Origin of the sequence: Pseudomonas sp. BAY1663 (genome assembly GCF_000582595.1) — a bacterium.
GTDB lineage: Bacteria > Pseudomonadota > Gammaproteobacteria > Pseudomonadales > Pseudomonadaceae > Stutzerimonas > Stutzerimonas stutzeri_AF.
Genome location: NZ_AZSV01000069.1, coordinates 1 through 24842, shown reverse-complemented (window position 1 = coordinate 24842; position 24842 = coordinate 1). Strand labels below are relative to the sequence as shown.

Sequence of the window (24842 nt, the reverse complement as noted above, 5' to 3'; positions counted from 1 at the left end):
AGGGCTCGGGTGCGCCGGCTGCTTTTGTGGGAGGCCCGCCCTCGGGGCGATGCTTTTGAGCTTGAAGCTTCAAGCGCAAGCAAGCCTGTGCAGCGGCGCGTGACGCTTCTCAGAGCGTTCCGGATTTTTTCCAGGCCAGATAGCGCCCCACCAGTTCCGGCCCCAGCTCGCGCGGGCGGGCATCGAGGATCGGCACGCCGCTGGCGGCCAGGCGCTTGTAGAGCTCGTCGCGGGCGCCAGGTAGTCCAGCGCACCGCAATAGCCGAGGGCGTCGTCGAGGCTTTCGACCGGCTGCTGGCGCAACTGGTCCAGTACCTCTTCGCGCAGGCTCACCAGCAACACCCGGTGCCGGCGTGAAAGGCGCGCAAGGGCTGCACGCAGCTCGCCATCGTCCTCGTCGCGCAGGTTGCTCAGCAGGATGACCAGCGCCCGGCGTTGCTGGCGGCCGAGCAGCTGGTCGATCGCCGCCGCATAGTCGGCGGGGAGCTGGCTGGGCTGCAGATCGTACAGCGTGTTCAGCAGCACGCTCAGCTGTCGCTGGCCCTTTGCCGGTGCCAGGTGGCGTGGCTGGTCGCTGGCGAAGGTGCTGATCCCGACTGCATCGCCCTGGCGCAGGGCGGCGTAGGCGAGCAGCAGGCAGGCGTTGAGGGCGTGGTCGAAGTGCGCCAGCTCACCGTCCTGGCTGCGCATGCGCCGGCCGCAATCGAGCATCAACAGGATCTGCTGGTCGCGCTCGTCCTGGTATTCGCGGGCGATGGGCGTGCGGGCGCGGGCCGTGGCCTTCCAGTCGATCTGCCGCAGGGTGTCGCCCTCACGGAATTCGCGCAGCTGATGGAATTCCAGCCCCAGGCCACGACGGGGCCGCTGGCGCACGCCGAGACGGCTCAGCCAATGGTCGACCAGTTGCAGGCCGGCACCCTGCAACTGGCTGAAATCCGGGTAGACGCGGGTTTCGTCGGGCAGCGCCTGCTGCCGCCGGCCGCGCCATAGGCCCAGCGGGCTGGTCAGGCGGATCTCGCAGCGCGCGAAGGCGAAATGCCCGCGTTGGGTCGGGCGCAGGCGGTAATCGAGTTCGCAATGTTCGCCCGGCCGCAGGCGGATGCGTTGCGGTAGCTGCTCGAAGGTCATGCCGGGCGGCACATGGTCGAAGATCTCCAGCTCCTGCGCGCGCGCATGGTCGTTGCGTGCGAGCAACTGCACCGTGCTCCAGCGCCCCAGCGGCAGGCTGCCGGAAAGGCGGCGCTGCAGAAGCGGGGTGGGCAGGCGCCGCAGCCAGAATGCGTCGATCAGCGCCACTATGCCCAGGGCCAGCAGCAGCCCCCACCAGATGGGGGGCCAGGCAGCGGCACGACCGCCATCGAGCGCGGTGAGCGCGCCGAGCGGCAAGGCCAGCAGCAACAGCGTGGCGAGCGCGCCGAGCAGGCGGAAGGATGGCGTCATGTGCAGGCGGCTCCGGTCATAGCCGCGGCGCTGCGACCTGGTCGAGCAGTTGCTGCAACACCTGGTCGACCGACAGGCCTTCGATGTCCAGTTCCGGCGACAGCCGTACCCGGTGCCGCAACACCGCCAGCGCGCAGGCCTTGATGTCGTCCGGGGTGACGAATTCACCGCCGCGCAACAATGCGTGGGCGCGCCCGCCGCGAACCAGGGCGATCGATGCCCGTGGCCCGGCGCCCAGCGCCAGGCCCGGCCAGCCACGGGTGGCGCGTGCCAGTCGCACGGCGTAGTCCAGCACCTGCTCATCCAGCGGCAGGTCGCTGGCGATCTTCTGCAGGGCCAGCACGTCCTTGGCCTGGACCAGCTGGCGCAGGGCGCTGACGTCGAGCATGTCGGCGCGGGCCGAGCGGGTCACCTGGCGCACCAGCGCCAGTTCCTCGTCGGCCTGCGGATAGTCCATGCGCAGCATCAGCATGAAGCGGTCGAGTTCGGCCTCTGGCAGCGGGTAGGTGCCTTCCTGCTCGATGGGGTTCTGCGTGGCCATCACCAGGAACGGCTGCGGCACCGGCAGGGCGCGCCCTTCGAGCGTGACCTGGCGTTCCTGCATGACTTCCAGCAGCGCCGCCTGGGTCTTGGCCGGCGCGCGGTTGATCTCGTCGGCCAGCAGCAGGTTGGTGAACACCGGACCCTTGCGCAGCTTGAACTGCTCGCTCTGCAGGTCGTAGACGGCGTGGCCGGTGACGTCGCTGGGCATCAGGTCGGGGGTGAACTGGATGCGCGAGAAATCGCCGCCGAAGCAGCGCGCCAGGGCGCGTACCAGCAGGGTCTTGCCGAGCCCGGGCACGCCTTCGACCAGCACGTGGCCGCCGCCGATCAGCGCGACCAGTACGCCGTCGATGACTTCGTCCTGGCCGATCACGGCCTTGTGCAGTTCGTCGCGCAAGGCCTGGGCCAGCTGGCTGGCACGCTGGCGCTGGCTCGCCGGATTGGCGGCCGGTGCGGGGCTGTTCGGTTCTGGCATCTGTTCGCTCATAGGGCGTTCCTGAGGCTTTGCAGGCGGGCTACCTGGCGGGTGAATTCGGTGGCGGGCATGCGGCGTGGCGGCAGAGCGCGCATGGCTTGTTCGACGCTCGCCACCGGCAGGCGGGCAAGTTGGGCGAGTATCTGCAACTGGCTGTCGGCCGGGAGCTGCTCGAAGCCGGGCTGGCGGTGGCTGGCCCGGCGCTGGATGTCGTGTTGCAAGCGCAGCATCAGGCTGCGCTGGCCGCCCTGGCGCAGGAGGAATTCCGCCGCGCCGCGCAGATGCTCGCGTAGTTGGCGACGCGCCGCACTGGTGGGTTCCTGCCGGGGGCCGAAACGCTGTCCGGCATGCCAGAGCCCCAGCAGTGCGAACAGCGCCAGCGCGGTCAGCGCCTCGGGGAAATGGCTCCGCAGCAGCGTGAACAGCCCTGGCCGATCGTTGCGGTGCACCAGGGTTACGGCGCTGTCCTGGGTCAGGTACCAGAGCAGCCAGGCGTGGTCGTAGGCATCGATATGCGAGGTCTGCCAGATCCAGGCGTCGGTCAGTGCGGTGATCAGGCCGTCGCCGTGCTGCAGTTGCAACATGTGCGTGGCGCCGGCGCTGTTCGCCCAGGCATGGGCGCGGTTGTCGGCGTCGTAGAGGTGGAAGGCGGTATCGAAGGCCAGATAGGCCGGCGCGCTTTCATTCTCAAGGTACAGCTTGGTCAACTGCGGGTGCTGCTCGGCGGAGGTCGCTGCCGCCGCGGCATCGCCGTGATCCCGTTCGTCGGTCGCGAACTGTTGCAGGTTCAGGCGATCCAGCAGCAGGTCTCCGCTTTTTCCGGCTTCTTCGTCCCACAAGCGTTCCGCGACGAAAACCAGGTGGCCACCGGCAGCGGCCCATTGCAACAGCCGATCGCTCTGGCGCGGCGACAGCTGGCTGCGATCGCCAAGCAGCAGCAAGGTCTGGCCGTGGCTGGGCAGCGCTTGCAGTCCGGCGAGACCTTCATGGTGGGCTACCTGCAGGCCGAGCCCGCGTAGAAACAGCTCCGCGGCCAGGTAGGGGTTGGCCCGTGCCTCTGGCGCGGGGCCGTGGTCGACGACGTCCGCGTAGGGATGCAGCTTGCCGGCCAGCCAGTAGCCCAGGCTGGCCATCAGCAGTGCGGCGAGGGCCGCGAGGAGCAGTGAGCGGCGCCGGGTCATGCGTGGCGCTCCTGCGCGAACAGCGCGCGCCAGCCGGCGCACAGTTCAGCACCTGTCGCCGCGGCCGCGTTCCGGTGCCCGTAGGCCTGGGCCTGCCAGTGGCGGGTCAGTGTTTCCGTGAAGCGGGTAAGTTCGGCACGTTCGAGCTACGCACCTGCCGCAGGACTTCCCCTTCGGTATGCGCGGCCTTCAACGGTAGCTGGAATTCGTGCAGCAGCCGGCTGAGCAGGGCGCGGTAGAGCAGGCCGAGCGCTTCGCGCGGATGCTCCTGCCAGAGCCGTTCGGCTTCGGCGGCGACATCGAGCGGCAGGTTCTCGGGCGCAACGTCCAGGCCGAACAGCTGGTTGGTTGCCGGCTTCGGACGAATGCGCGGCCGCGGCAGGCGGACGCCGAAGGTGCGTAGCCAGTCGCGATAACGCCACAGCAACAGGGCGACCAGCAGCGCGAGCGCCGTCCACAGCAGTATTTCCAGCACCTGCGCCAGCCTTTCCAGGCCTTGCCAGAGCTTGCCGCCCTGCAGCAAGGATTCCAGCAGGCGCGCCAGTGCGCCGGGCTCCTGCTCGCCGGCGGTGTCGCCGAAGCGCCAGCGGGTGACCGTTTCGCGATGCTGGAACGGCGGCTGCTCCAGCAGTTCGCCGATCCGCTGGCGCGCCGCCTCGCTGGTCAAGGGCTGATTGAGCAGGCGCCGGGTCTCGGGGCCGGCCTGTGCTGCGTCTGGTGCAGGCGTGGGTGCTGCCCAGGCCGCGTCGTCCGCCGGCCACAGGGCCAGGCCGCAGACGAGCAGCAGGACGGGCACGGCATCCGACAGACGTTGGCGTAGGCGGCGGAAGGCCAGTTCGATATCCCAGGCCTCCAGCTGGGTGCGCCGGTTGAGGTAGAGACTGAAGCCGCAGGCGACATAGATCGGCTCCCAGACGACCAGCACCAGCGCATAGAGCAGGTTGGACAGGTGTTCCAGCCAGAGCCATTCACTGCCGAGCCCGAGCAGCTCCTGCCAGTTCCAACTCTGCACCAGTTGTGCCGGCAGCATGAGGTAGAGCAAGCCGAGCAGACCGAGCCAGAGTGCGCCTTCCAGATGCACGCCGACCACGGTCAGCCAGCTGGCGGCACGCCCGCTGCGCAGGCCCAGCGTCACCAGGCGCTGACGGCGTGTCGTGCCGCCGAGCCCTTCGAGTTGCTGCACCGGCAGATCGAAGCTGCGTGTGGTGCTCAGTCGGCGCCAGGTCAGGCTGGCGAACCATTGCGGGCGCAACAGGCCGGGCACCGCTCTCAGGCTTTCGCCCAGGGTGGGGATGTCGCCGAACAAAGCGCGCGAGAGAATATGCAGGGGCAGCCGTTCGTACAGCGGTTTGAGCCACCAGAACAGCAGCAGCGCCAGACTCGGATAGCGCCAGAGCAGCAGGCTGAGGGCGGCGAAGAGCGGCAGGGTGGCGAGCGCCCAGCTCGCCATCAGCAGGCCGGCATGGCGCTGGGCGAGCAGAATGCCGAGGTCCAGTGCTTCCCAGGGGCTGCGCGGGCGAATCGACACGCTGGCGTCAGTCAGCTGCATGGTGGCTCCGGCCGGTGAGGGCGAAATAGCCGGCGACGAGCAGCCAGAGCAGGGCGCCGACGATGTACTTGGTCGTGGGCGAGACCGTCGTCATGGACGACCAGTAGGCCTCGACGAAAGCCGCGATCAGCAGCAGCCCGATGGCCCCGCAGACCAGACGGATGCCGAGGGCGGCGGCCCGACGCAGTGCCGCGCCGCGCGTCAGCCGCCCGGGGGCGACCAGTGCGCAGCCGAGCCTCAGGCCTGCCGCGCCGGCCAGGGTGATGGCCGTCAGTTCGAAGGCGCCATGGCCGATGACGAACGACCAGAACGGCTGGTCATAGCCGATCTCGGTGAGGTGGCCGGCCACGGCGCCGATCGTCAGGCCATTGAACAGGAGAAAGAACAGGCTGCCGAGCCCCAGCAGCAAGCCGCTGGCGAATGTCTGGAAGGCGATGCCGATGTTGTTCATCACGTAGTAGCCGAACATCAGCCAGTCGTCGCCGGAGCCGCGTTCGGCGAAGCGGCCGAGGCGGCTGGCATCCGGGTCGTACATCTGTTCCATCTGTGCCACCTGCTCGGCTGGCAGCAGGCTGTAGACCAGTTCGGGAAACGCATGGACCAGTACCGCCGTGCCGATCAGGCTGCCATAGAACAGCAGGCTGGCCGCCAGCACATAGCGCCATTGGGTCCTTGCCGAACGGGCGAAACCGCCCAGGACGAAACCCAGCAGCCGTCCGAGCAGCGGGCTGCGGTGCCGGTAGAACTGCTGATGGCCGCGCAGAGCCAGCTGCTGCAACCGTTCGACCAGGTGGCTGCTGTAGCCGCGCGACTCGGCCAGGGCCAGTTGCTGGCAGATCTGTCGATAAGCCGCGGGAAAGGCGTCGGCCTGCATCGGTGCCGCTTTGCCGCGCTCGAGTGCATCGAGCTGCGCGGCGAAGGCGAGCCATGCGGGTTGATTCTGGCGTTCGAAGGCGGCCTGTTTCATGGCGGCCCCAACAAGCCCCGGGCGATGCCATGGATTCTGGCCTCGGCATCCTCGCGGGTGGTTCGCAGCGGCTCGGCGAGAATCGCAGCCAGTTCGAGGCGCCGCTCGGCGGAAAGGCTCGACTGGCGTTCGGCGAAGCCGATCAGCGCGCGCTGCTCGTCCAGGCTGAGACCGAACGGCGGTTGCTGAGCCGCGACTGGCGGCAGCTCCGGACGCGGCTGTGGTCTTTCCCGGTAGACCACCAGGGTGCCGGCGGCGAGATCGCCCAGGCGTTTGAAGCTCGGGTGGGCCAGGCAACTGAGCGCGCCGAGGAAATAGCCGAACGGCAGCATGTCGACGAAGCGCAGCAGGTTGCGGGTCAGCGACGAGGTCCAGCCGACCGGGGTGCCATCGTCATGCACCACGCACAGCCCCAGCCATTGCTTGCCCGGCGTGCGGCCCTGGTTCAGCACCTCGAACAGCACCATGTACCACCACTGCACGAGAAACAGCAGCAGGGCGGCGAGCCCCATGCCGAACGTGCCCAGCAGGCCGAGGCCGATGAACAGTGCAAGCAGGATCGCCGCGCGAATCACCAGGTCCAGGGTAAAGGCGAGGGCGCGCGGCACGAGCCCGGCCGGCCGCAGGAGCAGGTCGATGCCTTCGGGGGTTTCCACCCGGTGACAGTTGTCCAGCGGTGGCTGGTGAGCGAATGCTGAGGGCAATGGTGAAGTCGTCTGGGTTCGAGCAAAGGCCGATGCTATGCGCCAATGGCTCCTGGGGCAATGTGCCAGGGCAAGTCCGCCATGGCGGTCTGAATGCGATTATGGCGAAATGCTGGCGTCGTGGTGGGACCCGGCGCGCAAAGGCCGTGTCTGGGATGCTGTGCTGTGAGGTGCTTCATATTCGCCCGGACCGGTGTGAGACATGGCTGCTAGACTGGCCGCCGCTATCGAGAAGGATCTTTACGTGACTCCGAGCATTTTCTGGTACGACTTCGAGACCACCGGCATCTCCCCGGGCCGTGATCGCCCCTTGCAGGTCGCCGGCATTCGCACCAACGAGGCGCTTGAGGAAATAGGCGAGCCGCTGAACATCTATTGCCGTCTTGCGGACGACATCCTGCCCCATCCGGCGGCTTGCCTGGTCACCGGCATCACACCGGCGACCCTGCAGCAGCAGGGCCTTTGCGAGGCCGAGTTCATCCAGCGCCTGCATCAGGAGCTGGCCGCACCCGGGACCTGTGGTGCCGGCTACAACAGCCTGCGTTTCGACGACGAAGTGACCCGTTACACCCTGTACCGCAATTTCTTCGATCCTTACGCACGGGAATGGCAGGGCGGCAACAGCCGCTGGGACCTGATCGACCTGGTGCGCACCGCCTATGCACTACGCCCCGAAGGGCTGGTCTGGCCGGAGGAGGACGGGCGGGTCACGCTCAAGCTCGAACGCCTGAGCGCCGCCAATGGGCTGGAGCACCTGCAGGCTCACGATGCGTTGTCCGACGTGCGCGCCACCATCGCCCTGGCGAAGCTCATTCGCAGCCGCCAGCCCCGGCTGTACGACTATCTCTACAACCTGCGGCGCAAACATGCGGTGCTCGAGCAGATCGCGTTGCTCGAGCCGCTGGTCCATGTATCCGGACGCTTCTCGGCGGCCCGGCATTTTCTTTCCATCGTCCTGCCACTGGCATGGCACCCGCGCAACCGCAATGCGCTGATCGTCTGCGACCTGCAGGCCGACCCCGGGCCATTGTGGCAGGAAACCGCCGAGACCCTGCGCCAGCGTCTCTATACCCGTCGTGAGGAACTCGCCGAGGTACGTTGCCGGTGCCGCTGAAGCTGGTGCACGTCAATCGCTGTCCGGTCCTGGCGCCGCTCAAGGTGTTGCGTCAAACCGATGTCCAGCGCCTGGGGCTGGACCTGGATGGTTGCCAGTCGCGCGCCGCGGCATTGCGTGAAAACCGCCAGGGTTGGAGTGACAAGCTGGAAGAAATCTACCGGGAGGAGGGCTTCGCCGCGAGCGAAGATCCCGAGCAGCAGTTGTACGACGGCTTTCTCGGTGAGCGGGACAGGCGTTTGTGCGAGCGTATCCGCAGCCTGTCACCGGCAGAACTGGCTAGGCAAACATGGGTATTTGACGATTCCCGCCTGGCCGAGTTGCTGTTTCGCTACCGTGCGCGCAATTTTCCGGAAGCGTTATCCGAGCAAGAACAGTTGCGTTGGCATCGGTTCTGCCAGTGCCGGTTGAGCGAGCCCGGATGGGGCGCGCCTAATACCCTGGCGCAGTTCGAACAGGAAATGCAGCAATTCTTGGCCAGTGCCACTGCGGAGCAACAGGAACTGTTGCAACAGTGGCTTCACCATGGGCAGTGTCTGCGTACGCGTTATGCGACCTGAGCATTAGCGGTTGGCTGTCAAGTGTGCGACTCACCTGGTCTTTTAACGCAGGTGGCCTGCCGCATCGAAGATGGGTTGCCTGACCTTGGCCCGGTTGCTTTTTCAATTGCTGCAAATGGCTGATACAAAAAAACGCCGTTTCTCGACGCACGTACTGAACGTCGAGAAACGGCGTTTCGTTATAAATCGAGCGGTGTCGCTTAGCCGAGCAGGGTGGCCCAGCTTTCCACGGTTTCAGAGCCCCACTGAGCTTTCCACTCTTTCAGCGTCTTGTGATTGCCGCCTTTGGTTTCAATCACTTCTCCGGTGTGCGGGTTCTTGTACTGCTTGACGCGACGGGCACGTTTGCTGGCAACCGGGGCTTTGGCCGAACGCGGTGCTTTACCGCTGCGCGAGGCATCCGGGTCGAGCAGGGCAATGATGTCACGCAGCGACTTCTGGTATTCGCCCATGAGTTCGCGCAGTTTACCTTCGAACTCCAGTTCTTTTTTCAGCTTGTCATCTTCGGAGAGCGACTTCAGCCGCTCCTGAAGTTCCTTGATGGCCTCTTCAGTGGCGCGATATTCATTGATCAGTGACATGTGGCTTCCTTGGGGATAGGTTTTGAACGCAAGTGTCAGCAATCATAGTCCTGGGTAATGCGCAAGTAAATATAGGGCAGTAAAAAACCATGGCAAGTATTTAACGGGATAAATCCGCAGCCGGTCGCTGCGCAGCGTCGTGTGCGAACTAATACCGTGGACGATATCTGGTTTATTGGACAAGTTTTAGCGCACGCCTCGCCCATCCACATGAAAACAATGGTTTTTAGCGCGACCGCCCGTTTGGCTGGACCCGGATGGACTGCTTCCGCCTTTATTGCTTGCCGCGGGGCCTCGGCTGCGTTCAAGTCGATGGCTGTGCTTTTGTTTGCTGGGCTAGAATGCGGCGTCCTATTTTTTGAGCCGGAGCAACCTTTAATGCGCACTTTCAGGCTGGTCATCGCCTGTCCCGATGGCGTTGGCATCGTCGCCAAGGTCAGTAATTTCCTCGCTACCTATAATGGCTGGATCACTGAAGCCAACCATCACTCCGATCACCAGAGTGGCTGGTTCTTCATGCGCCACGAGATTCGTGCGGACTCGCTGCCCTTCGATCTGGATGGCTTCCGCCAGGCCTTCGCGCCGATCGCTCGCGAGTTTTCGATGGAGTGGCGCATTACCGACTCCGAGCAGCGCAAGCGCGTGGTGCTGATGGCCAGCCGCGAATCGCATTGCCTGGCCGATCTGCTGCACCGCTGGCACAGCGGGGAGCTGGATTGCGATATTCCCTGTGTGATTTCCAATCACGACGACCTGCGCAGCATGGTCGAATGGCACGGCATTCCCTATTTCCACGTCCCGGTCGACCCGGCGCACAAGCAGGAGGCTTTTGCGCAAGTCACCCGCCTGGTGCGTGAGCAGCGTGCGGATGTGATCGTGCTGGCGCGCTACATGCAGATCCTGCCGTCGGAGCTGTGCGACGAGTTCGCCCAGCGCGTCATCAATATCCATCACAGCTTCCTGCCGTCCTTCGTTGGCGCCAAGCCCTACCATCAGGCCTCGCTGCGTGGCGTGAAGCTGATCGGCGCGACCTGCCACTATGTCACCGAAGAGCTGGACGCCGGGCCGATCATCGAGCAGGACGTGGTTCGCGTCAGCCACCGCGACAGCGTCGAAGACATGGTTCGCCTCGGCAAGGATGTGGAGAAGATGGTGCTTTCCCGCGGGCTGCGCTATCACTTGCAGGACCGCGTGCTGGTGCACAGCAACAAGACGCTGGTATTCAACTGAGCCAGGAGCCGTCATGGGCGATCCCCGCGAGCGAGCCGTTTCGAAAGCGCTGCCGGTCATCGGCGACGGTTGTACGCGGCGTTACGATCCCGCTGCGCTGACGGCGGAACACGGCGCCGCGTTCGCCGATGCCGCGGCGCTCTGGGCCCGCCTGCAGAGCGCGCGGGAAAGAGCCGAGCCTGCGTTAACTGACGGTACTGGCGATACGCGCTGACGCTGTACGACATGGAGAGGGGCTGATGAAGGCATTGATCGACCGCCTGGTGCTCGGCGCCGAGGCCAGTGGCGAACCCAACACCCAGTCCCTGCGTCTGGCCAACCGGCACGGGTTGATCGCCGGTGCCACCGGCACCGGCAAGACGGTGACCCTGCAGCGCCTGGCCGAGCAGTTCAGCGATGCTGGCGTTGCGGTATTCGCCGCCGACATCAAGGGGGACCTCTGCGGCCTGGGTGCCGTGGGCGAACCGCAAGGCAAGATTGCCGAGCGCATCGCCAGCATGCCCTGGCTGGAGCATCGGCCGCAGGCCTACCCGGTTACCCTGTGGGATGTGCACGGTCGCAGCGGTCATCCCCTGCGCACCACCCTGAGCGAAATGGGGCCGCTGCTGCTGGGTAACCTGCTCGAACTGACCGATAGCCAGCAGGCAGCGCTCTATGCCGCATTCAAGGTGGCTGACCGGGAAGGCCTGCTGTTGCTCGACCTCAAGGATCTCAAGGCGCTGCTCGCCCATCTCAAGGCCGATCCGCGGATGCTCGGCGAGGACGCCGCGCTGTTTACCAGTGCGTCGGCCCAGGCGTTGCTGCGGCGCCTGGCGACACTGGAGCAGCAGGGCGTCGAGGCCTTGTTCGGCGAGCCGGCGCTGCAGCTCGAGGATCTGTTGCATCCGGACAGTGACAGCAGGGGCCGTATCCACCTGCTCGATGCCAGCGTGCTGGTGCACGAGGCGCCGAAGGTTTACGCCACGTTCCTGTTGTGGCTGCTGGCCGAGCTGTTCGAGCAGTTGCCGGAGCGCGGCGATGCCGATAAGCCACTGCTGGTGCTGTTTTTCGATGAGGCGCACCTGCTGTTCGGCGATACGCCCAAGGCGCTGCAGGAACGCCTGGTGCAGGTGGTGCGGCTGATTCGCTCGAAGGGCGTGGGGGTCTATTTCGTGACTCAGTCGCCGGCCGATCTGCCGGATGTGGTGCTGGCGCAGCTCGGGCTGCGTATCCAGCACGGCCTGCGGGCCTATACGGTCAAGGAGCAGAAGGCGCTGCGTTCGGTCGCCGACGGCTTTCGCGCCAATCCCGCGTTCTCCACGCTCGGCGTGCTGACTCAGTTGGGTATCGGCGAGGCTCTGGTCGGTGGATTGGAGGAGAAGGGGACGCCGGCGATGGTCCAGCGCGTGGCGATTGCGCCGCCGCAGTCGCGCGTGGGGCCATTGAGCGAAGGCGAGCGTGCAGGCCTCGTCGCCCAGTCGGGGCTGCGCGGCCGCTACGACAAGCCCATCGATCGCGAGTCGGCTTACGAACTGCTCAATGCCAGGGCCGAACAAGCAGCAGAGCGTAGTGCCGAGGCGCCCGCGAAGGCTACGCGCGGCCAGGACAGCGATGGCGGTCTGGGGGATCTGGCCGGGCGAGTGGTGAAAAGTGCGTTGAATCAGGCTGCCAGCCAACTGGGGCGACAGTTGGTCAGGGGCCTGCTGGGCTCTCTGCTGGGCGGGAAGCGCTGATCGGTGTACTTCGGCAACTGCTGCCTGAACTCGGCGGCTACCGTGAGCGCATCGATTATTTAATGCGCGAGGGCGGTCGAGTTCAGGCCTGTAATGCTTATGTCACTTGTTACGGGGCACTAACCATATGGATCGCCTGTTGGGGCAGGCGCGGTCAGGCTTGTTCCGAGGCGGGACTATCCAGGTCGGAGCGTTCCTTTTCCATTTTCTGCAGTTCTTGTTGGAACACCTGATCCTGTATCGATGGTTTCTTGCGCCATGGCTTGCGCTCGGGTTCCCGCTCGGCTGCGTAAGTCGTTATCTCCCCACCGTAAACAGTGGTGAAGCGCTGCGCCTGGCGCTCAAGTTCGGCGCGCAGTTCGTCTTTCGTCACGTAGTTGACCTGTATTGATGGTTCGCGATGGGCGTTTGCAGTGCGAGTCACGCGCTCGCAGCAAATCGAAGTTTGCAAGAATCCGGCTAAGGCGTTGTGGTTATACGACGCGATTAGAATGAAAAAGGTTTATGCGCGCTGGCACAAGCTGAAACACGCAGGAAACGGGTAGTGGTTCAAAAGCACAGGCCAATGCGCTGCATTTTCCTGCGGCTTGTGTGAGCAGGCGAAGCCTGGCATTGCGGCAATGCAACAAGTTGCACAAGTATGCGCCGCCCGGCTGTATGAGGCAAAGACCCGGCCTGTTCCATATAAAGAAAAACCCGCGACGAAGCGGGTTTTCTTAATGCAGGTCCCGGTTCGTGCCGGTTCAGCGAGCTATCTTGGCTTCATTGGCATGTTCGGCGCGGCCGTAAACATCATCGAACCGTTCGATATCGTCTTCGCCCAGGTAGCTGCCGGATTGCACTTCGATGATTTCCAGCGGGATCTTGCCGGGGTTGGCCAGGCGGTGCACCGAGGTGATCGGAATGTAGGTCGACTGGTTTTCCGTGAGCAGGAAGGTTTTTTCGTTGCAGGTGACCTGTGCCGTGCCGGAGACCACGATCCAGTGCTCTGCGCGGTGGTGGTGCATCTGCAGCGAGAGGCTGGCTCCGGGGTTCACGCAGATGCGCTTGACCTGGAAGCGGCCACCCATGTCCACCGAGTCGTACCAGCCCATGGGCGGTATACGGCGCAATGGTTCTTCGTTTCGCTGCGGCCTTGCGCATCGAGTTCGTTGACCAGCTTCTTGACGTCCTGGACCTTGTCCTTGTGCGCCACCATCATGGCGTCCTTGGTTTCCACCACCACGATGTCTTCCAGGCCGAGCACGGTGACCAGCTTGCCGTTGCCGTGTACCAGGCAGTTACGCGAGTCTTCGGCGATCACGTCACCCTTGAGGACGTTGCCGTTCTGGTCCTTCTTGTGCACGTCCCAGATCGAAGCCCAGGAGCCAACGTCGCTCCAGCCGGCGGACATCGGTACCACGCAGGCCAGCTGGGTCTTTTCCATGACCGCATAGTCGATGGAGTTGTCCGGGCAGCAGGCGAAGGTGGCTGGATCGATGAGCACCTCCTCGCCATTCTTGATGCTGCGTTCGAGGGCGAGCCAGCAGGTATCGTAGATGTCCGGGTCGTGCTTCTTCAGCTCGTCCAGGAAGACGCTGGCACGGAACAGGAACATGCCGCTGTTCCAGTAGTAATCACCCGATTCGACGTAGCTCTGCGCGCGGGCCTCGTCCGGTTTTTCGACGAACTGGGCCACCCGCTTGATGCCTTCCGGCAGGTCCATGTCACTGAGATCGCATTTGATGTAGCCGTAACCGGTTTCGGGGCGGGTGGGTGGTACGCCGAAGAGCACCATCTCGCCGTTCTCGGCGGCATTGGTAGCCAGTGCCAGAGAACGCTGGAATGCTTTCTGGTCTTCGATCACATGGTCGGCCGGCAGTACCAGCAGCAGTTCGTCGCGCCCTTCTTCGATGAGTTGCATGGCGGCAATGGCGATGGCCGGTGCGGTATTGCGGCCGAAGGGTTCGAGGAGCAGGCCCTGGACGCCGAGTTTGCGCGCCGCCAGTTGCTCCTTGACGATGAAGCGATGTTCCTTGTTGCACACCAGCAATGGCTGTTGCATGCCTTCGAAGGCCAGGCGTTCGAGGGTTTGCTGGAACAGGGTCTGCTCGCCGGTGAGCGCAAGGAACTGCTTGGGAAACAGCTTGCGGGACAGGGGCCAAAGCCGGGAGCCGCTACCACCTGAAAGAATAACCGGGATCATATGGGGTTCTCCTGAATCGTTTCGAAGATCGTTCTACTTGTCTGTTGGCGCCAGCGCTGTATCGCGCCTCGATTTGTCCTGTTCGGAGCGGGGAGCCCGGTTGGCTGCAACGAAAACCCGCTCCCTCGCGAGGCAGGCCTCGAGAGTGAAAACTGCTGTCGGAATCGGTTAGCCGTGCATGGCTCGCTCGGCGCTATGCCCGGTTTGTGGCCATGGATGAAGGGGGGCTGGGCACGTCGGCGATACGTCGCTCCATCGTCGTTGTGGGCCCGCTGCCGTGCGCTTCGCGTGCGCCTCTGGCTGGGCAAGGACAGTGCCTTCGCATGGCCGGAGTCCTCCGTTGGTGCCTTGCGCGGTGCCGGTCATCGGACCGTATGCCGTGCGGGTTGTGGCTGGCGCCCCGGCTGCTGATCGCCGGCGCTGCAGTGTCATCGCCCGAGCTTGCGGTGCCCCGGCGGTGGCTTTCCGGCTGGGGGCGGAGTGGTTTGCAGCATCCATCGAAATCCAATGCACGTTCATGTGCGACGTCCCTTTCCAACTGGAATTGTCGGTACGCGCCTTATGATTGCGACGGTTGCGCGATAGTTCCCGCGCCGGCTGCCGTTGATCGGCGAGTTTTTTCGAAAGGCATTCTGTGCCGGATGGGCGTGGCGCTCGGGTTGATCGAAGCGCCGCTCCGGCGTGATGGGCGGAACCCGCATGGGCTCCGCGTCGGCCGTTGCGCTGGATGCGCGTCGCCGAGGGCGGTTCAGCGCATGGGCTTCACGATGAGGCCGAACCGCTGCTGTCGCGCAGGAACACCAGGCGCTGCGCCGAAGAGTCGGCGGGGCTGTAGCGATAGCCGTCGTAGTCGAACGCCGGCAGTCGATCGGGCGTTTCGATGCGCTCCTTGATGATCCAGCGTGCCATCAGGCCCCGGGCCTTCTTCGCATAGAAGCTGATGATCTTGTACTGGCCGTTCTTCAGGTCCTTGAAGTCGACGTCGATGACATGGGCATTCAGCGCCTTGCGCTGGACGGCGCCGAAATATTCGTTGGAGGCGAGGTTGAGCAGCACCTGGTCGCCCTGTTCGGCGAGTGCTTCGTTCAGCCAGTTGCTGATGCGTGGGCCCCAGAAGGCGTAGAGGTCCTTGCCGCGCGGATTGGCCAGCTTGGTGCCCATCTCCAGACGATAGGGTTGCATCAGGTCGAGTGGGCGCAATATCCCGTAAAGCCCGGACAGCATGCGCAGGTGGCGCTGGGCGAAGTCCAGGTCGGCCTCGGAAAAGTCCTCGGCATTGAGGCCGGTATAGACGTCACCCTTGAAGGCGAGCAGGGCCTGCTTGGCATTCTGCGGCGTGAATTCGGGCGTCCAACTGCCGTAACGGGCGACGTTGAGCGCCGCCAGTTTGTCCGACAGGTGCATCAGCTCGCTGATCCGTGCCGGCGAGAAGGTGCGCAATTGTTCGATCAATAGCTGCGAATGCTCGAGGTGCTGCGGTTGGGTAAAGCGTGGGGTAATCGGTGGCGTGTCGTAATCGAGGGTCTTGGCTGGGGAAATCACCATCAGCATGTGCTGGTCTCCTTTGTGATGGCGCGATTGTAGGCGTCATCCATGAGCGGGCTCCAGCTATGGGGGCGATTGATCAAGGGTGTTGACCTTGCCCCGGCAGACAGGCACAAGGTGTCCTTTCGACGAAAGGAGTTCCCATGCCCGACTGCAACCACGCGCAGTGGCAACCGCCCCACGATTATCGACCGCTCGAACACGGCGCGGAGCGCCAGACCTGGATGGTGGCGATCCTGACGGGGCTGACGATGGTGGTGGAAATCATCGCCGGCTACTGGTTCAACTCGATGGCCTTGCTGGCAGACGGTTGGCACATGGCCTCGCACATGGTCGCCATCGGCCTCGCTGCCCTGGCCTATCTGTTGGCGCGACGCTATGCGGCGGACCACCGCTTCGCCTTCGGTACCTGGAAGATCGAGGTGCTGGCCGGATTCGCCAGCGCGCTGCTGCTGGTCGTCGTGGCGCTGACGATGATCGGCGAGTCGCTGCTGCGTTTCTGGTCGCCAGCGGCGATCGGATTCGACGAGGCGTTGCTGGTCGCCCTGCTCGGCCTGATGGTCAACCTGATATCCGCCTGGCTGCTGCGCGATCAGCATGGCCACAGCCACAGCCACAGCCACAGCCATGGCCATGGCGAGCCGCACGGCCACCACCACGCCGGCGGCGGGCGGGACCTGAATCGGCATGCGGCATTCATACATGTGCTGACCGATGCCTTGACCTCGGTCGCGGCGATCCTGGCCCTGCTGGGCGGCAAGCTGTTCGGCTGGAGCTGGCTGGACCCGACCATGGGGATCGTCGGTGCCGTGGTCATTCTCGTCTGGGCCCGCGGCCTGCTATGGGATACGGGCAAGGCGCTGCTGGATCGGGAGATGGACGATCCGCTGGTGCAGAAGATTCGCGAGGCGCTGGAAGACGTGCCGGATACCGAGGTCACGGACCTGCACCTGTGGCGCGTAGGACGTGCGCAATACAGCTGCATCCTGAGCGTTGTGACGCATCAGACCTATAACGCAGACCACTACAAGGCAGTGTTGCAGCGCTTCCCGCAACTGGTGCATGTCACCGCCGAGGTGAACCGCTGCGACGAAAGCGCACACCCCGAATGCGGACTGTAGCTTGCGTGAAATGTGCATGCCAAGGCCGTTCTGTCGATTTGCAAAAATAATCCGCATCCAACAGAAAAGTCTTTTGTCTGTCATAAGTTTTACGGTATTACCGAATCCAGACCGCCGAATCCTGCGACACAGGTGGCGGCTCCTGGGTAGCCCCGAAGCCACCGGCTGCCCTCGTCCGCTCACCTCGCTGCACGGCGGTTCTCTGCGGCGGAGTGCCATCGGCACTTCGTTTCTGGCCCTAGAAGAAGGTGATCGGTATGGATGACTATGGCAGACCTCGTGCTACCCAGCCCACGCTCTACGTCCTCGACACGAATGTCCTGATCCACGATCCCAACGCGTTGTTGAATTTCCAGGAACACCAGGTCGCGATCCCCATGACCGTGCTCGAGGAGCTCGATCAACTCAAGACCGGCAAGCACAGTGTGGCGGCCGAGTGCCGCCAGGCGATCCGTCTGATCGACAAGCTGCTGGGCAATGCCACGCCGGAAGAAGTCGAGGTGGGCGTGCCGATCCAGCGGGGCAAGAGCGGGCCGCGCGGCAGCCTTTCGATCCTCATGAGCCGGCGCACCGAGCCCAACGGGCTGCCGGAAGACCTGAACGACAACAAGATCATCAACCAGGTCGTCGAACTCAGCAAACAGCGGCCCGGCGTGCCGGTGGTGCTGGTCACCAAGGACATCAACATGCGCCTGAAGGCGCGTGCCTGCGGCGTGGCGGCGGAGGACTACCACACCGACCAACTGGTCGACGACGTGGGGCAGTTGTCACCGGGCTACCACAGCGTCAGCGGCTCGTTCTGGGACCGGGTGAGCAAGGTGGAGACCCACCAGGGTCATGGGCGTACCTGGCACAGGGTGTTGCTGACCGATAACCTGCCGGCGGTGCACATCAACGAGTTCATCATCGACGAGCAGGGCTTCGTTGGCTGGATCAAAGGCATCAAGGGCGACGAGCTGCTGCTGCTCGATCTGCACCAGGAGCCGCTGCTGCACCAGGAGGCCTGGGGCCTGCGGCCACGCGACATCCACCAGGCCCTGGCGCTGTTCACGCTGCTCGATCCGGACATCCACCTGGTCAATCTTTCCGGCGCGGCGGGTTCGGGCAAGACCATCCTGGCCCTGGCCGCGGCCATCGAGCAGACGGTGGTGAGCAAGCGTTACCGGCGCATCATCGCCACCCGCAGCGTGCAGGGGCTGGACGAGGACATCGGCTTCCTGCCCGGCACCGAGGCAGAGAAGATGGAGCCCTGGCTCGGCGCGATCACCGACAATCTCGAAGCCCTGCACATGGATGACGAGAATACCCACGGCAGCATCGACTACATCCTGCAGAAGGTGCCCCTGCAGTTCAAATCGCTGAACTACATCCGCGGGCGCAGCTTCCAGCAGAGCCTGATCCTGATCGACGAGTGCCAGAACCTCACGCCGCACCAGATGAAGACCATCATCACCCGCGCTGGCAACGGCTCCAAGGTGGTCTGCCTGGGCAATCTGGCGCAGATCGATACGCCCTACCTGTCGGCGACCAGTTCCGGCCTGACCTACCTGACCGAGCGCTTCAAGGACTTCCCCCATGGCGTGCACATCACCCTGCAGGGGGTGCCGCGTTCGGTGCTCGCCGAGTACGCCGAGGCGCATATGTAGCGGCGGTGCGGCTGCCGGATGGTGGGCCCGGTAGTACCTCTTCGGGGGGCGGGCTCATCGCCGGCAGCTGGGGTAGACTCGTGATTTTCCGATCAGGAGTGCCGAATGCTCACTCATCTCGATTCCCAGGGCCGCGCCAGCATGGTCGACGTCACCGACAAGGCCGTCACCGCACGCGAGGCCGTGGCCGAGGCGCGCGTGCGGATGCTGCCGCAGACCCTGCAGATGATTCAACAGGGCGGGCATCCCAAGGGCGACGTCTTCGCCGTGGCGCGCATCGCCGGCATCCAGGCGGCGAAGAGAACCCATGAACTGATTCCGCTCTGCCATCCGCTGCTGCTGACCAGCATCAAGGTCGAGCTCGAGGCCGATGGCGAGGACTGCGTCCTGATCCGTTCGGTGTGCAAGCTGGCTGGGCAGACCGGGGTGGAGATGGAGGCGCTGACCGCCGCCAGCGTGGCTGCGTTGACCATCTACGACATGTGCAAGGCAGTGGATCGCGGCATGGTCATCGAAGGCGTGCGGCTACTGGAGAAACTCGGCGGCAAGAGCGGCCACTGGCAGGTGCAGGCATGATCTCGATCCAGTATTTCGCCCGTTATCGGGAAACCCTCGGCAGCGAGGGCGAGCGCCTCGAGTGGGATGCTTCACTCGCCTGCGTGGACGACGTGCGCCAGCGCCTGCTGGCCCGCGGCGGCGAATGGCAGGTGCTTGGCGAGCAGAACCTGATGTGCGCACGCAACCAGGAACTCTGCGGCCTCGATGAAGCCGTGGCCGATGGCGACGAAGTCGCCTTCTTTCCGACCGTGACCGGAGGCTGAGCATGGGCGTTCGCGTACAGCAGGCGGCGTTCGATCCCGGCGCCGAACTCAATGCGCTGCATGCGGCCAACCTGGGCATCGGCGCGGTAGCCGGGTTCGTCGGCTACGTGCGGGATTTCAACGATGGCCAGGAGGTCGCCGGCATGTTCCTCGAGCACGCACCGGGCATGACCGAGAAGGCCTTGGCGAAGATCATCGCGCAGGCCGAGCAGCGCTGGCCGCTGCTGCGGCTGGACGTGCTGCATCGCGTCGGGGCGCTGGAGCCCGGCGAGCCGATCGTCTTCGTCGGCGCCGCCAGCGCGCATCGCGATGCGGCATTCGACGCCTGCCGCTTCGTCATGGACTACCTGAAAACGCAGGCGCCGTTCTGGAAGAAGGAAAACACGCCTGCCGGCCCGCGTTGGGTGGACGGGCGCGCGAGCGATCAGATCGCCGCCGAACGCTGGCGCGAAGGGGACTGAGGATTCAGTTGAAGGTGATGTAGATCTTGAACGCCACGGTGGAGAACATCGTAAGCATGCCGGCCGCGATCATGCCGACACCCCAGCCGCGGTCGCGGAAATTGTAACCGAAGCCCAACAGGACGAAGCCCGTCCCGATCAGAATGATCAGCCAGTCGATATGCTGCATGGGCGAACTCCGTTTTCTGCTGGAAATGCTGTCAATCTAGCCCCTTCGAAGCCAGGCGTACTGACCTGTATCACAGCCCTTGGCCGAGCGGGCCGAAGGCAGCCCGCTTTCCCGCAGGCGCTCAGCGGTGCGCGCGCGGCGTCGGCACGAGCAGTTCGGCGGGCGGCATCTCGCACTGGATCTTGCGGCCGATCAGCGCCTCGATCGGCGGCAGGGCGAAGGCGTCGTCCTCGCCGGCGAAGCTGATCGAGGTGCCGCTGGTGCCGGCACGGCCGGTGCGGCCGATGCGGTGCACGTAGTCGTCCGGGTCTTCCGGCAGGGTGAAATTGATCACGTGGCTGATGCCCTCGACGTGGATCCCTCGGCCGGCGACGTCGGTGGCCACCAGCACGCGGATCTTGCCTTCGCGAAAGCCTTCCAGCGTCCTGATGCGCTTGTGCTGCGGCACGTCGCCGGACATCTGCGCGGCGCTGACGCCGTCCTTGGTCAGGCGTTCCTCGATCCGCCGCACTTCATCCTTGCGGTTGGCGAAGACCATCACCCGGGTCCAGTCGTTCTGGGTGATCAGGTTGTACAGCAGTTTGTACTTGTCACTGCCGGCGACGGCGTAGACGTGTTGTTCGACGGTATCGCTGGCGACGTTTTCCGGCTCGATCTCGACCACGGCCGGGTTGATGGTCCATTGCCGGGCCAGGTTCATCACGTCGTCGGTGAAGGTGGCGGAGAACAGCAGGGTCTGGCGTTCGCTCTTGGGCGGCGTCTGCCGGATGATCTGGCGTACCTGCGGGATGAAGCCCATGTCGAGCATGCGGTCGGCTTCGTCCAGCACCATCACCTCGACCATGTCCAGGTGCACTTCGCCACGCTGGTTGAAGTCCAGCAGGCGGCCGGGGGTGGCGACCAGAATGTCGCAGAATCGGGATTCCAGCTGCTTGAGTTGCTTGTCGAAATCCATGCCGCCGACGAAGCTCATCACGTTCAGGCCGGTGTACTTGGTCAGCGCCAGGGCGTCGTTGGCGATCTGCACCACCAGCTCGCGGGTCGGCGCGATGATCAGTGCGCGCGGCTCGCCCATGTAGCGATCCTTCGGCGGCGGCGTCTCGAGCAATTGGGTGATGGTGGAGATGAGGAAGGCGGCGGTCTTGCCGGTGCCGGTCTGGGCGCGGCCGATGGCGTCCTGGCCCTTGAGGGTATAGCCGAGCACCTGTGCCTGGATCGGCGTGCAATAAGGGAAGCCCAGGTCGTGAATCGCGTGCATCAACTCGGGCGCGAGCTTGAAGTCGTGGAAGCGGGTCTTGCCTTCGGCCGGTTCGACCACGAAGTCTTCCAGTTTCCAGGCCGGTGCGGCCGGCTTGGCGGGTTTGCTGCTGCGCTGGCGCCGCGGTTTGTCGGCGGTGCGCTCGGTCGGTGCCGCCTGTTGCGCGGTGGCGGCGGCCTTTTCGGCCGGCTTCTGCGGTGCCGGTTTGCTGCGCCGTGGCGCCTCGTCGTGGTTGTGGGTGTTGCTGGCCGGCGCGCTGGGCTGTTCGCCCGGGCCCTTGCCGAAGATTTTCTTGAGTGCTTTGAGCACGGTCTTCTCGTCGTCAGGTAGGAAAGAGTCGCGCGTCAGTGTAATGCAAGATGCATGCAGGGCGAAGCCTTGCCCGCCCTCATGCGGGCGTTCAGCCGCACAGGCAGTTGCGGCCGCGTTCCTTGGCCTGGTACAGCGCCTGGTCCGCCCGGTTGATCAGGTCTTCGAGCGTGTCGTGCGGCCGCAGCTGCGCCAGGCCGATGGAGATGGTGACGTCTGGCAGGGCGCCGACCGACGCGTCGCCCGACGCGGCCTGCTCGACGCTCTGGCGCAGCCGCTCGGCGATCCGCCGCGCTTCGTCCAGCTCCAGCTCCGGCAGCAGGATGACGAACTCTTCGCCACCGAAGCGCACCAGGCTGTCCTTGGGCCGCAACTGGCTGCCCAGGGTGCGCGCCACCAGGCACAGGGCGCGATCGCCGGTCAGGTGCCCGTGGCTGTCGTTGTAGCTCTTGAAACGGTCGATATCGAGCATGAGCATGCTCAGCGGTCGGTGGTTGAAGGCGCAGCGGGTGCTTTCGCGTTCGAAGATGTGTTCCAGCCAGCGGCGATTGAAGACGCCGGTGAGCATGTCGATATTGGCATTGTGCTCGCTGCGGACGATCACCTGGTCGCACAGGCGTACCCGTTCGCAGAGCAGGGTCGCCAGGTTCTGCATGACCTGTGGCGAGCGCGCCAGGCAGGCGAACTCGCGGCAGTGCAGGCGCAGCAGCCGGCTGGGCCGGTGGGCGACCACGTAGGCCGAGGGAAAATGCTGATCGCAGAAGCTCACTTCGCCGACGCAGTCGCCGGTTTCGATGACGCGCAGCGGCTGGTTGTCCATGGAGTCCAAGTGCACGATCAGCTCGCCATGCAGCACCAGGTAGAGGTGGCGGTTGGGCTTGTGCGGAGAAAGCAGCACTTCGTGCGCATCGATATCGCAGGTTTCGAATTTGTCGAGCAGCGCCGCGAGGCATGGTTCATCCACATGCTGTAGCAGCCGCATCTGGCGGATCTGCTGCAGATCCGCCTTGTCCTGGACCCGTTTCATGGCAAGCGCCAGTTTCCGGATTGGTGCGCACCGAAGGTGGTCATCGCAATCCTTTCCTCCCGCCGCGACGCGGGGCCGAATCGTCCATGCGGACGCGGCCCCGCCACGCTCTTGTCTTTGATAAACAAGCGTAGCCGCAAATGGCCGGATGAGCGGTATGCGTCAGGACTTTTGCAGGGCGACCAGCCAGTCGCCGATGTCGCGGATTTCCTCCGGTAAGACTTCGTGGCTCATCGGGTACTCGCGCCAGGTGGCCTTGACGCCAGCCGCCTGCAGGCTCTGGTACACCGCGCGGCCCATCGCCGGCGGCACCACGTCGTCGCGATTGCCGTGCAGGCACAGCACCGGGTAGCGCAGGGCCTCGGCGCAGAAGCTGGGATGCTCGCCGAAAGTCGGCGCGTAGGTGGAAAGGGCGATGACGCCGCCCAGCGGCCCCTGCCAGCGGAAGAAGGCGGTGTGCAGCACCACGGCGCCACCCTGGGAGAAGCCGGCGAGGACGATCCGCGCCGGGTCGATGCCGGCGTCACGTTGCGCCTCGGCCAGTGCGATCACCTGTTGCGCCGAGGCTTCCAGCTGTTCGCTGTCGATCGCCCGCGCCGGGCTCATGGCGAGAATGTCGTACCAGCTCGGCATGCTCCAGCCGCCATTGATGGTCACCGGGCGCGTCGGTGCCTGCGGCAGGACGAAGCGGGTGCTGTGCAGGCGCTGCTGCAGCGCTTCGGCTACCGGCAGGAAGTCATAGCGATCGGCACCCAGGCCATGCAGCCAGATGACGCAGGCGTCGGCGACGTCGGTGGGCTCGAGGATCAGCGGTTCGCTCATGGTTCGGCTCCAGTAGGGGGCAGGTCGCCTCGTCCTGGGGCATGCCGCGCGCCACAGCCGAGGGAATGGCGCGAGGTTACCCGGTCTCGGGTGGCGATAGAACCCGTGCCAGCGCCCGTGGTTGCTTTTCGCCGCAAGCTGGTACGCCGCTTGCTTTGCCCCTGGGCCGACTCGGTTCGATGAGCCGCGGGATCGTGCATCGGAAATTGCCGATCATCCACGGGCGACTAGACTCAGGTTGGATACTGCTCTGTTGCGGTGCGCATCGCTCGCGAGGGTGCCGGAGCAGGGCGGGTCAGACCCGAGAATAAGAAAGCAAACTGGAGGTTTCGATGATTAGGGTGAAATCCACACTGGCCGTGCTGGGCGCCGCGACGATGCTGGGCCTCAGCGGGCTGGCGCAGGCGGGGGCGACCCTCGATGCGGTGCAGAAGAAAGGATTCGTGCAGTGCGGTATCAGCGACGGCCTGCCGGGCTTCTCCTTCGCCGATGCGAAGGGGCAGTATCGGGGGATCGACGTGGATGTCTGCCGCGCGGTGGCGGCCGCAGTCTTCGGCGACGCCGGCAAGGTCAAGTACAGCCCGCTGACGGCCAAGGAGCGCTTCACGGCCCTGCAGTCCGGCGAGATCGACATGCTTTCGCGCAACACGACCTGGACCAGCTCGCGGGATGCGGCGATGGGACTGAACTTCACCGGCGTGACCTACTACGACGGGCAGGGCTTTCTGGTGAACAAGGAACTCGGCGTCAGCAGCGCCAAGGAGCTCGATGGCGCCACCGTCTGCATCCAGGCAGGCACCACCACCGAGCTGAATCTCTCCGACTATTTCCGTGCCAACGGCCTGAAATACACCCCCATCACCTACGACACTTCCGATGAAAGCGCCAAGTCGCTGGAATCCGGCCGCTGCGACGTGCTGACCTCGGACCAGTCGCAGCTCTATGCCCAGCGCATCAAGCTGGCCAAGCCCGATGACTACGTGGTGCTGCCGGAAGTGATTTCCAAGGAGCCGCTCGGCCCGGCGGTCCGCCAGGGCGACGAGGAATGGTTCGACATCGTCCGCTGGAGTCTGTTCGCCATGCTCAACGCGGAGGAACTGGGCATCACTTCGGCCAATGTGGAAGACATGGCCAAGACCACCAAGAATCCCGACGTGGCGCGCCTGCTGGGTGCCGAAGGGGAATACGGCAAGGACCTGAAGCTGCCGAAGGACTGGGCGGTGCAGATCGTCAAGCAGGTCGGCAACTATGGCGAGATCTTCGACCGCAACGTCGGTGCCGGCAGTGAGCTGAAGATCGAACGCGGCCTCAATGCCCTCTGGAACAACGGCGGCGTGCAGTACGCACCGCCGGTGCGTTGACCGAGCGGGGCCGCCAGGCCGTAACGCTGTTCACCTGTCGTTGGGATGTATGAGTTCCCTT

Annotated in this window: 20 protein-coding genes and 4 pseudogenes; 10 read left to right on the top strand and 14 right to left on the bottom strand. The window is 64.7% G+C overall.

The genetic code is table 11. The annotated features are described in order from the left end of the window. Positions 1-109 precede the first annotated feature (109 nt). The 6 genes and pseudogenes from BAY1663_RS17150 to BAY1663_RS17125 all read right to left on the bottom strand — a co-directional run bounded on the left by BAY1663_RS17150 (position 110) and on the right by BAY1663_RS17125 (position 6859). Positions 110-1440: pseudogene (locus tag BAY1663_RS17150) on the bottom strand (DUF58 domain-containing protein). Positions 1441-1456: 16 nt separating this feature from the next. Beyond that, the gene (locus tag BAY1663_RS17145; protein WP_037043040.1) at positions 1457-2470 is read right to left on the bottom strand and encodes a MoxR family ATPase; all 1014 of its coding nucleotides are present in this window, start codon (positions 2468-2470) and stop codon (positions 1457-1459) included. After that, positions 2467-3639, bottom strand: a complete 1173-nt coding sequence (locus tag BAY1663_RS17140) for a DUF4350 domain-containing protein (RefSeq protein ID WP_037043037.1) — start codon at positions 3637-3639, stop codon at positions 2467-2469. The genes BAY1663_RS17145 and BAY1663_RS17140 overlap by 4 nt, the downstream gene beginning before the upstream one ends. Continuing rightward, a pseudogene (locus tag BAY1663_RS17135) lies at positions 3636-5188 on the bottom strand (DUF4129 domain-containing protein). The gene BAY1663_RS17140 and the pseudogene BAY1663_RS17135 overlap by 4 nt, the downstream one beginning before the upstream one ends. Beyond that, a complete protein-coding gene (locus BAY1663_RS17130) occupies positions 5175-6155 on the bottom strand; it encodes a stage II sporulation protein M (RefSeq protein ID WP_037043036.1) in 981 nt (326 codons plus the stop codon). Before BAY1663_RS17130 ends, BAY1663_RS17135 begins: the two are co-directional and overlap by 14 nt. Then, positions 6152-6859, bottom strand: a complete 708-nt coding sequence (locus tag BAY1663_RS17125; RefSeq protein WP_037043034.1) for an RDD family protein — start codon at positions 6857-6859, stop codon at positions 6152-6154. Before BAY1663_RS17125 ends, BAY1663_RS17130 begins: the two co-directional genes overlap by 4 nt. Positions 6860-7103: 244 nt before the next feature. On the opposite strand from BAY1663_RS17125, the pseudogene sbcB reads away from it, so the two are divergent. Further along, positions 7104-8533 (top strand): annotated as a pseudogene (gene sbcB, locus BAY1663_RS17120) (exodeoxyribonuclease I). Between the two features lie 200 nt (positions 8534-8733). On the opposite strand, the gene mvaT reads toward sbcB, so the two are convergent. Then, a complete protein-coding gene (gene mvaT / locus BAY1663_RS17115; protein WP_037043032.1) occupies positions 8734-9114 on the bottom strand; it encodes a histone-like nucleoid-structuring protein MvaT in 381 nt (126 codons plus the stop codon). A gap of 378 nt (positions 9115-9492) precedes the next feature. Between mvaT and purU the strand changes: the two genes are divergently transcribed. The 3 genes from purU to BAY1663_RS17100 are packed head-to-tail and all read left to right on the top strand — an operon-like array spanning position 9493 to position 12056. Further along, entirely contained in the window at positions 9493-10344 is an 852-nt protein-coding gene (gene purU / locus BAY1663_RS17110; RefSeq protein WP_037043030.1) for a formyltetrahydrofolate deformylase, read from the top strand. 13 nt (positions 10345-10357) lie between these two features. Then, positions 10358-10558 (top strand): hypothetical protein, encoded by a 201-nt coding sequence (locus BAY1663_RS17105; RefSeq protein ID WP_037043028.1) that lies wholly within the window; start codon positions 10358-10360, stop codon positions 10556-10558. Positions 10559-10583: 25 nt separating this feature from the next. After that, positions 10584-12056: a helicase HerA-like domain-containing protein gene (locus BAY1663_RS17100; RefSeq protein WP_037043026.1), complete on the top strand. Its 1473-nt coding sequence runs from the start codon at positions 10584-10586 to the stop codon at positions 12054-12056. A 154-nt stretch (positions 12057-12210) separates the two neighbouring features. On the opposite strand, the gene BAY1663_RS24060 is transcribed toward BAY1663_RS17100, so the two are convergent. The 3 genes and pseudogenes from BAY1663_RS24060 to yaaA form a co-directional block, all read right to left on the bottom strand. Then, on the bottom strand, positions 12211-12429 hold the full coding sequence (locus tag BAY1663_RS24060) for a hypothetical protein (protein ID WP_128576375.1): 219 nt from the start codon (positions 12427-12429) through the stop codon (positions 12211-12213). A 370-nt stretch (positions 12430-12799) separates the two neighbouring features. Continuing rightward, positions 12800-14241 (bottom strand): annotated as a pseudogene (locus BAY1663_RS17090) (mannose-1-phosphate guanylyltransferase/mannose-6-phosphate isomerase). A gap of 762 nt (positions 14242-15003) precedes the next feature. Beyond that, entirely contained in the window at positions 15004-15792 is a 789-nt protein-coding gene (gene yaaA / locus BAY1663_RS17085; protein ID WP_037043022.1) for a peroxide stress protein YaaA, read from the bottom strand. 137 nt (positions 15793-15929) lie between these two features. Between yaaA and dmeF the strand changes: the two genes are divergently transcribed. From dmeF to moaE, 5 genes are all read left to right on the top strand, one after another. After that, the gene (gene dmeF / locus BAY1663_RS17080; protein ID WP_037043020.1) at positions 15930-16907 is read left to right on the top strand and encodes a CDF family Co(II)/Ni(II) efflux transporter DmeF; all 978 of its coding nucleotides are present in this window, start codon (positions 15930-15932) and stop codon (positions 16905-16907) included. A 257-nt stretch (positions 16908-17164) separates the two neighbouring features. After that, a complete protein-coding gene (locus BAY1663_RS17075) occupies positions 17165-18553 on the top strand; it encodes a PhoH family protein (protein ID WP_037043018.1) in 1389 nt (462 codons plus the stop codon). Positions 18554-18658: 105 nt separating this feature from the next. After that, positions 18659-19129, top strand: coding sequence for a cyclic pyranopterin monophosphate synthase MoaC (moaC, locus tag BAY1663_RS17070; RefSeq protein ID WP_037043016.1), 471 nt, complete (start codon positions 18659-18661; stop codon positions 19127-19129). Beyond that, positions 19126-19374, top strand: a complete 249-nt coding sequence (locus BAY1663_RS17065; RefSeq protein WP_037043015.1) for a MoaD/ThiS family protein — start codon at positions 19126-19128, stop codon at positions 19372-19374. The genes moaC and BAY1663_RS17065 overlap by 4 nt, the downstream gene beginning before the upstream one ends. Positions 19375-19376: 2 nt before the next feature. Next, complete coding sequence (gene moaE / locus BAY1663_RS17060; RefSeq protein WP_037043013.1) at positions 19377-19835, top strand: molybdopterin synthase catalytic subunit MoaE; 459 nt, start codon at positions 19377-19379, stop codon at positions 19833-19835. Between the two features lie 4 nt (positions 19836-19839). On the opposite strand, the gene BAY1663_RS24510 is transcribed toward moaE, so the two are convergent. The 4 genes from BAY1663_RS24510 to BAY1663_RS17045 form a co-directional block, all read right to left on the bottom strand. Continuing rightward, complete coding sequence (locus tag BAY1663_RS24510; RefSeq protein WP_164838467.1) at positions 19840-20004, bottom strand: hypothetical protein; 165 nt, start codon at positions 20002-20004, stop codon at positions 19840-19842. 121 nt (positions 20005-20125) lie between these two features. Next, positions 20126-21571 carry an ATP-dependent RNA helicase RhlB gene (gene rhlB / locus BAY1663_RS17055; protein WP_037043011.1) on the bottom strand — a complete coding sequence of 482 codons (1446 nt, stop codon included), beginning with the start codon at positions 21569-21571 and terminating at the stop codon, positions 20126-20128. A gap of 91 nt (positions 21572-21662) precedes the next feature. Beyond that, on the bottom strand, positions 21663-22598 hold the full coding sequence (locus BAY1663_RS17050; RefSeq protein WP_037043009.1) for a GGDEF domain-containing protein: 936 nt from the start codon (positions 22596-22598) through the stop codon (positions 21663-21665). A 162-nt stretch (positions 22599-22760) separates the two neighbouring features. Continuing rightward, positions 22761-23420 carry an alpha/beta hydrolase gene (locus BAY1663_RS17045; protein ID WP_037043007.1) on the bottom strand — a complete coding sequence of 220 codons (660 nt, stop codon included), beginning with the start codon at positions 23418-23420 and terminating at the stop codon, positions 22761-22763. Between the two features lie 332 nt (positions 23421-23752). Here BAY1663_RS17045 and BAY1663_RS17040 point away from each other — a divergent pair, with 332 nt between their 5' ends. After that, positions 23753-24781, top strand: coding sequence for an amino acid ABC transporter substrate-binding protein (locus BAY1663_RS17040; protein WP_037043005.1), 1029 nt, complete (start codon positions 23753-23755; stop codon positions 24779-24781). Positions 24782-24842 lie beyond the last annotated feature (61 nt).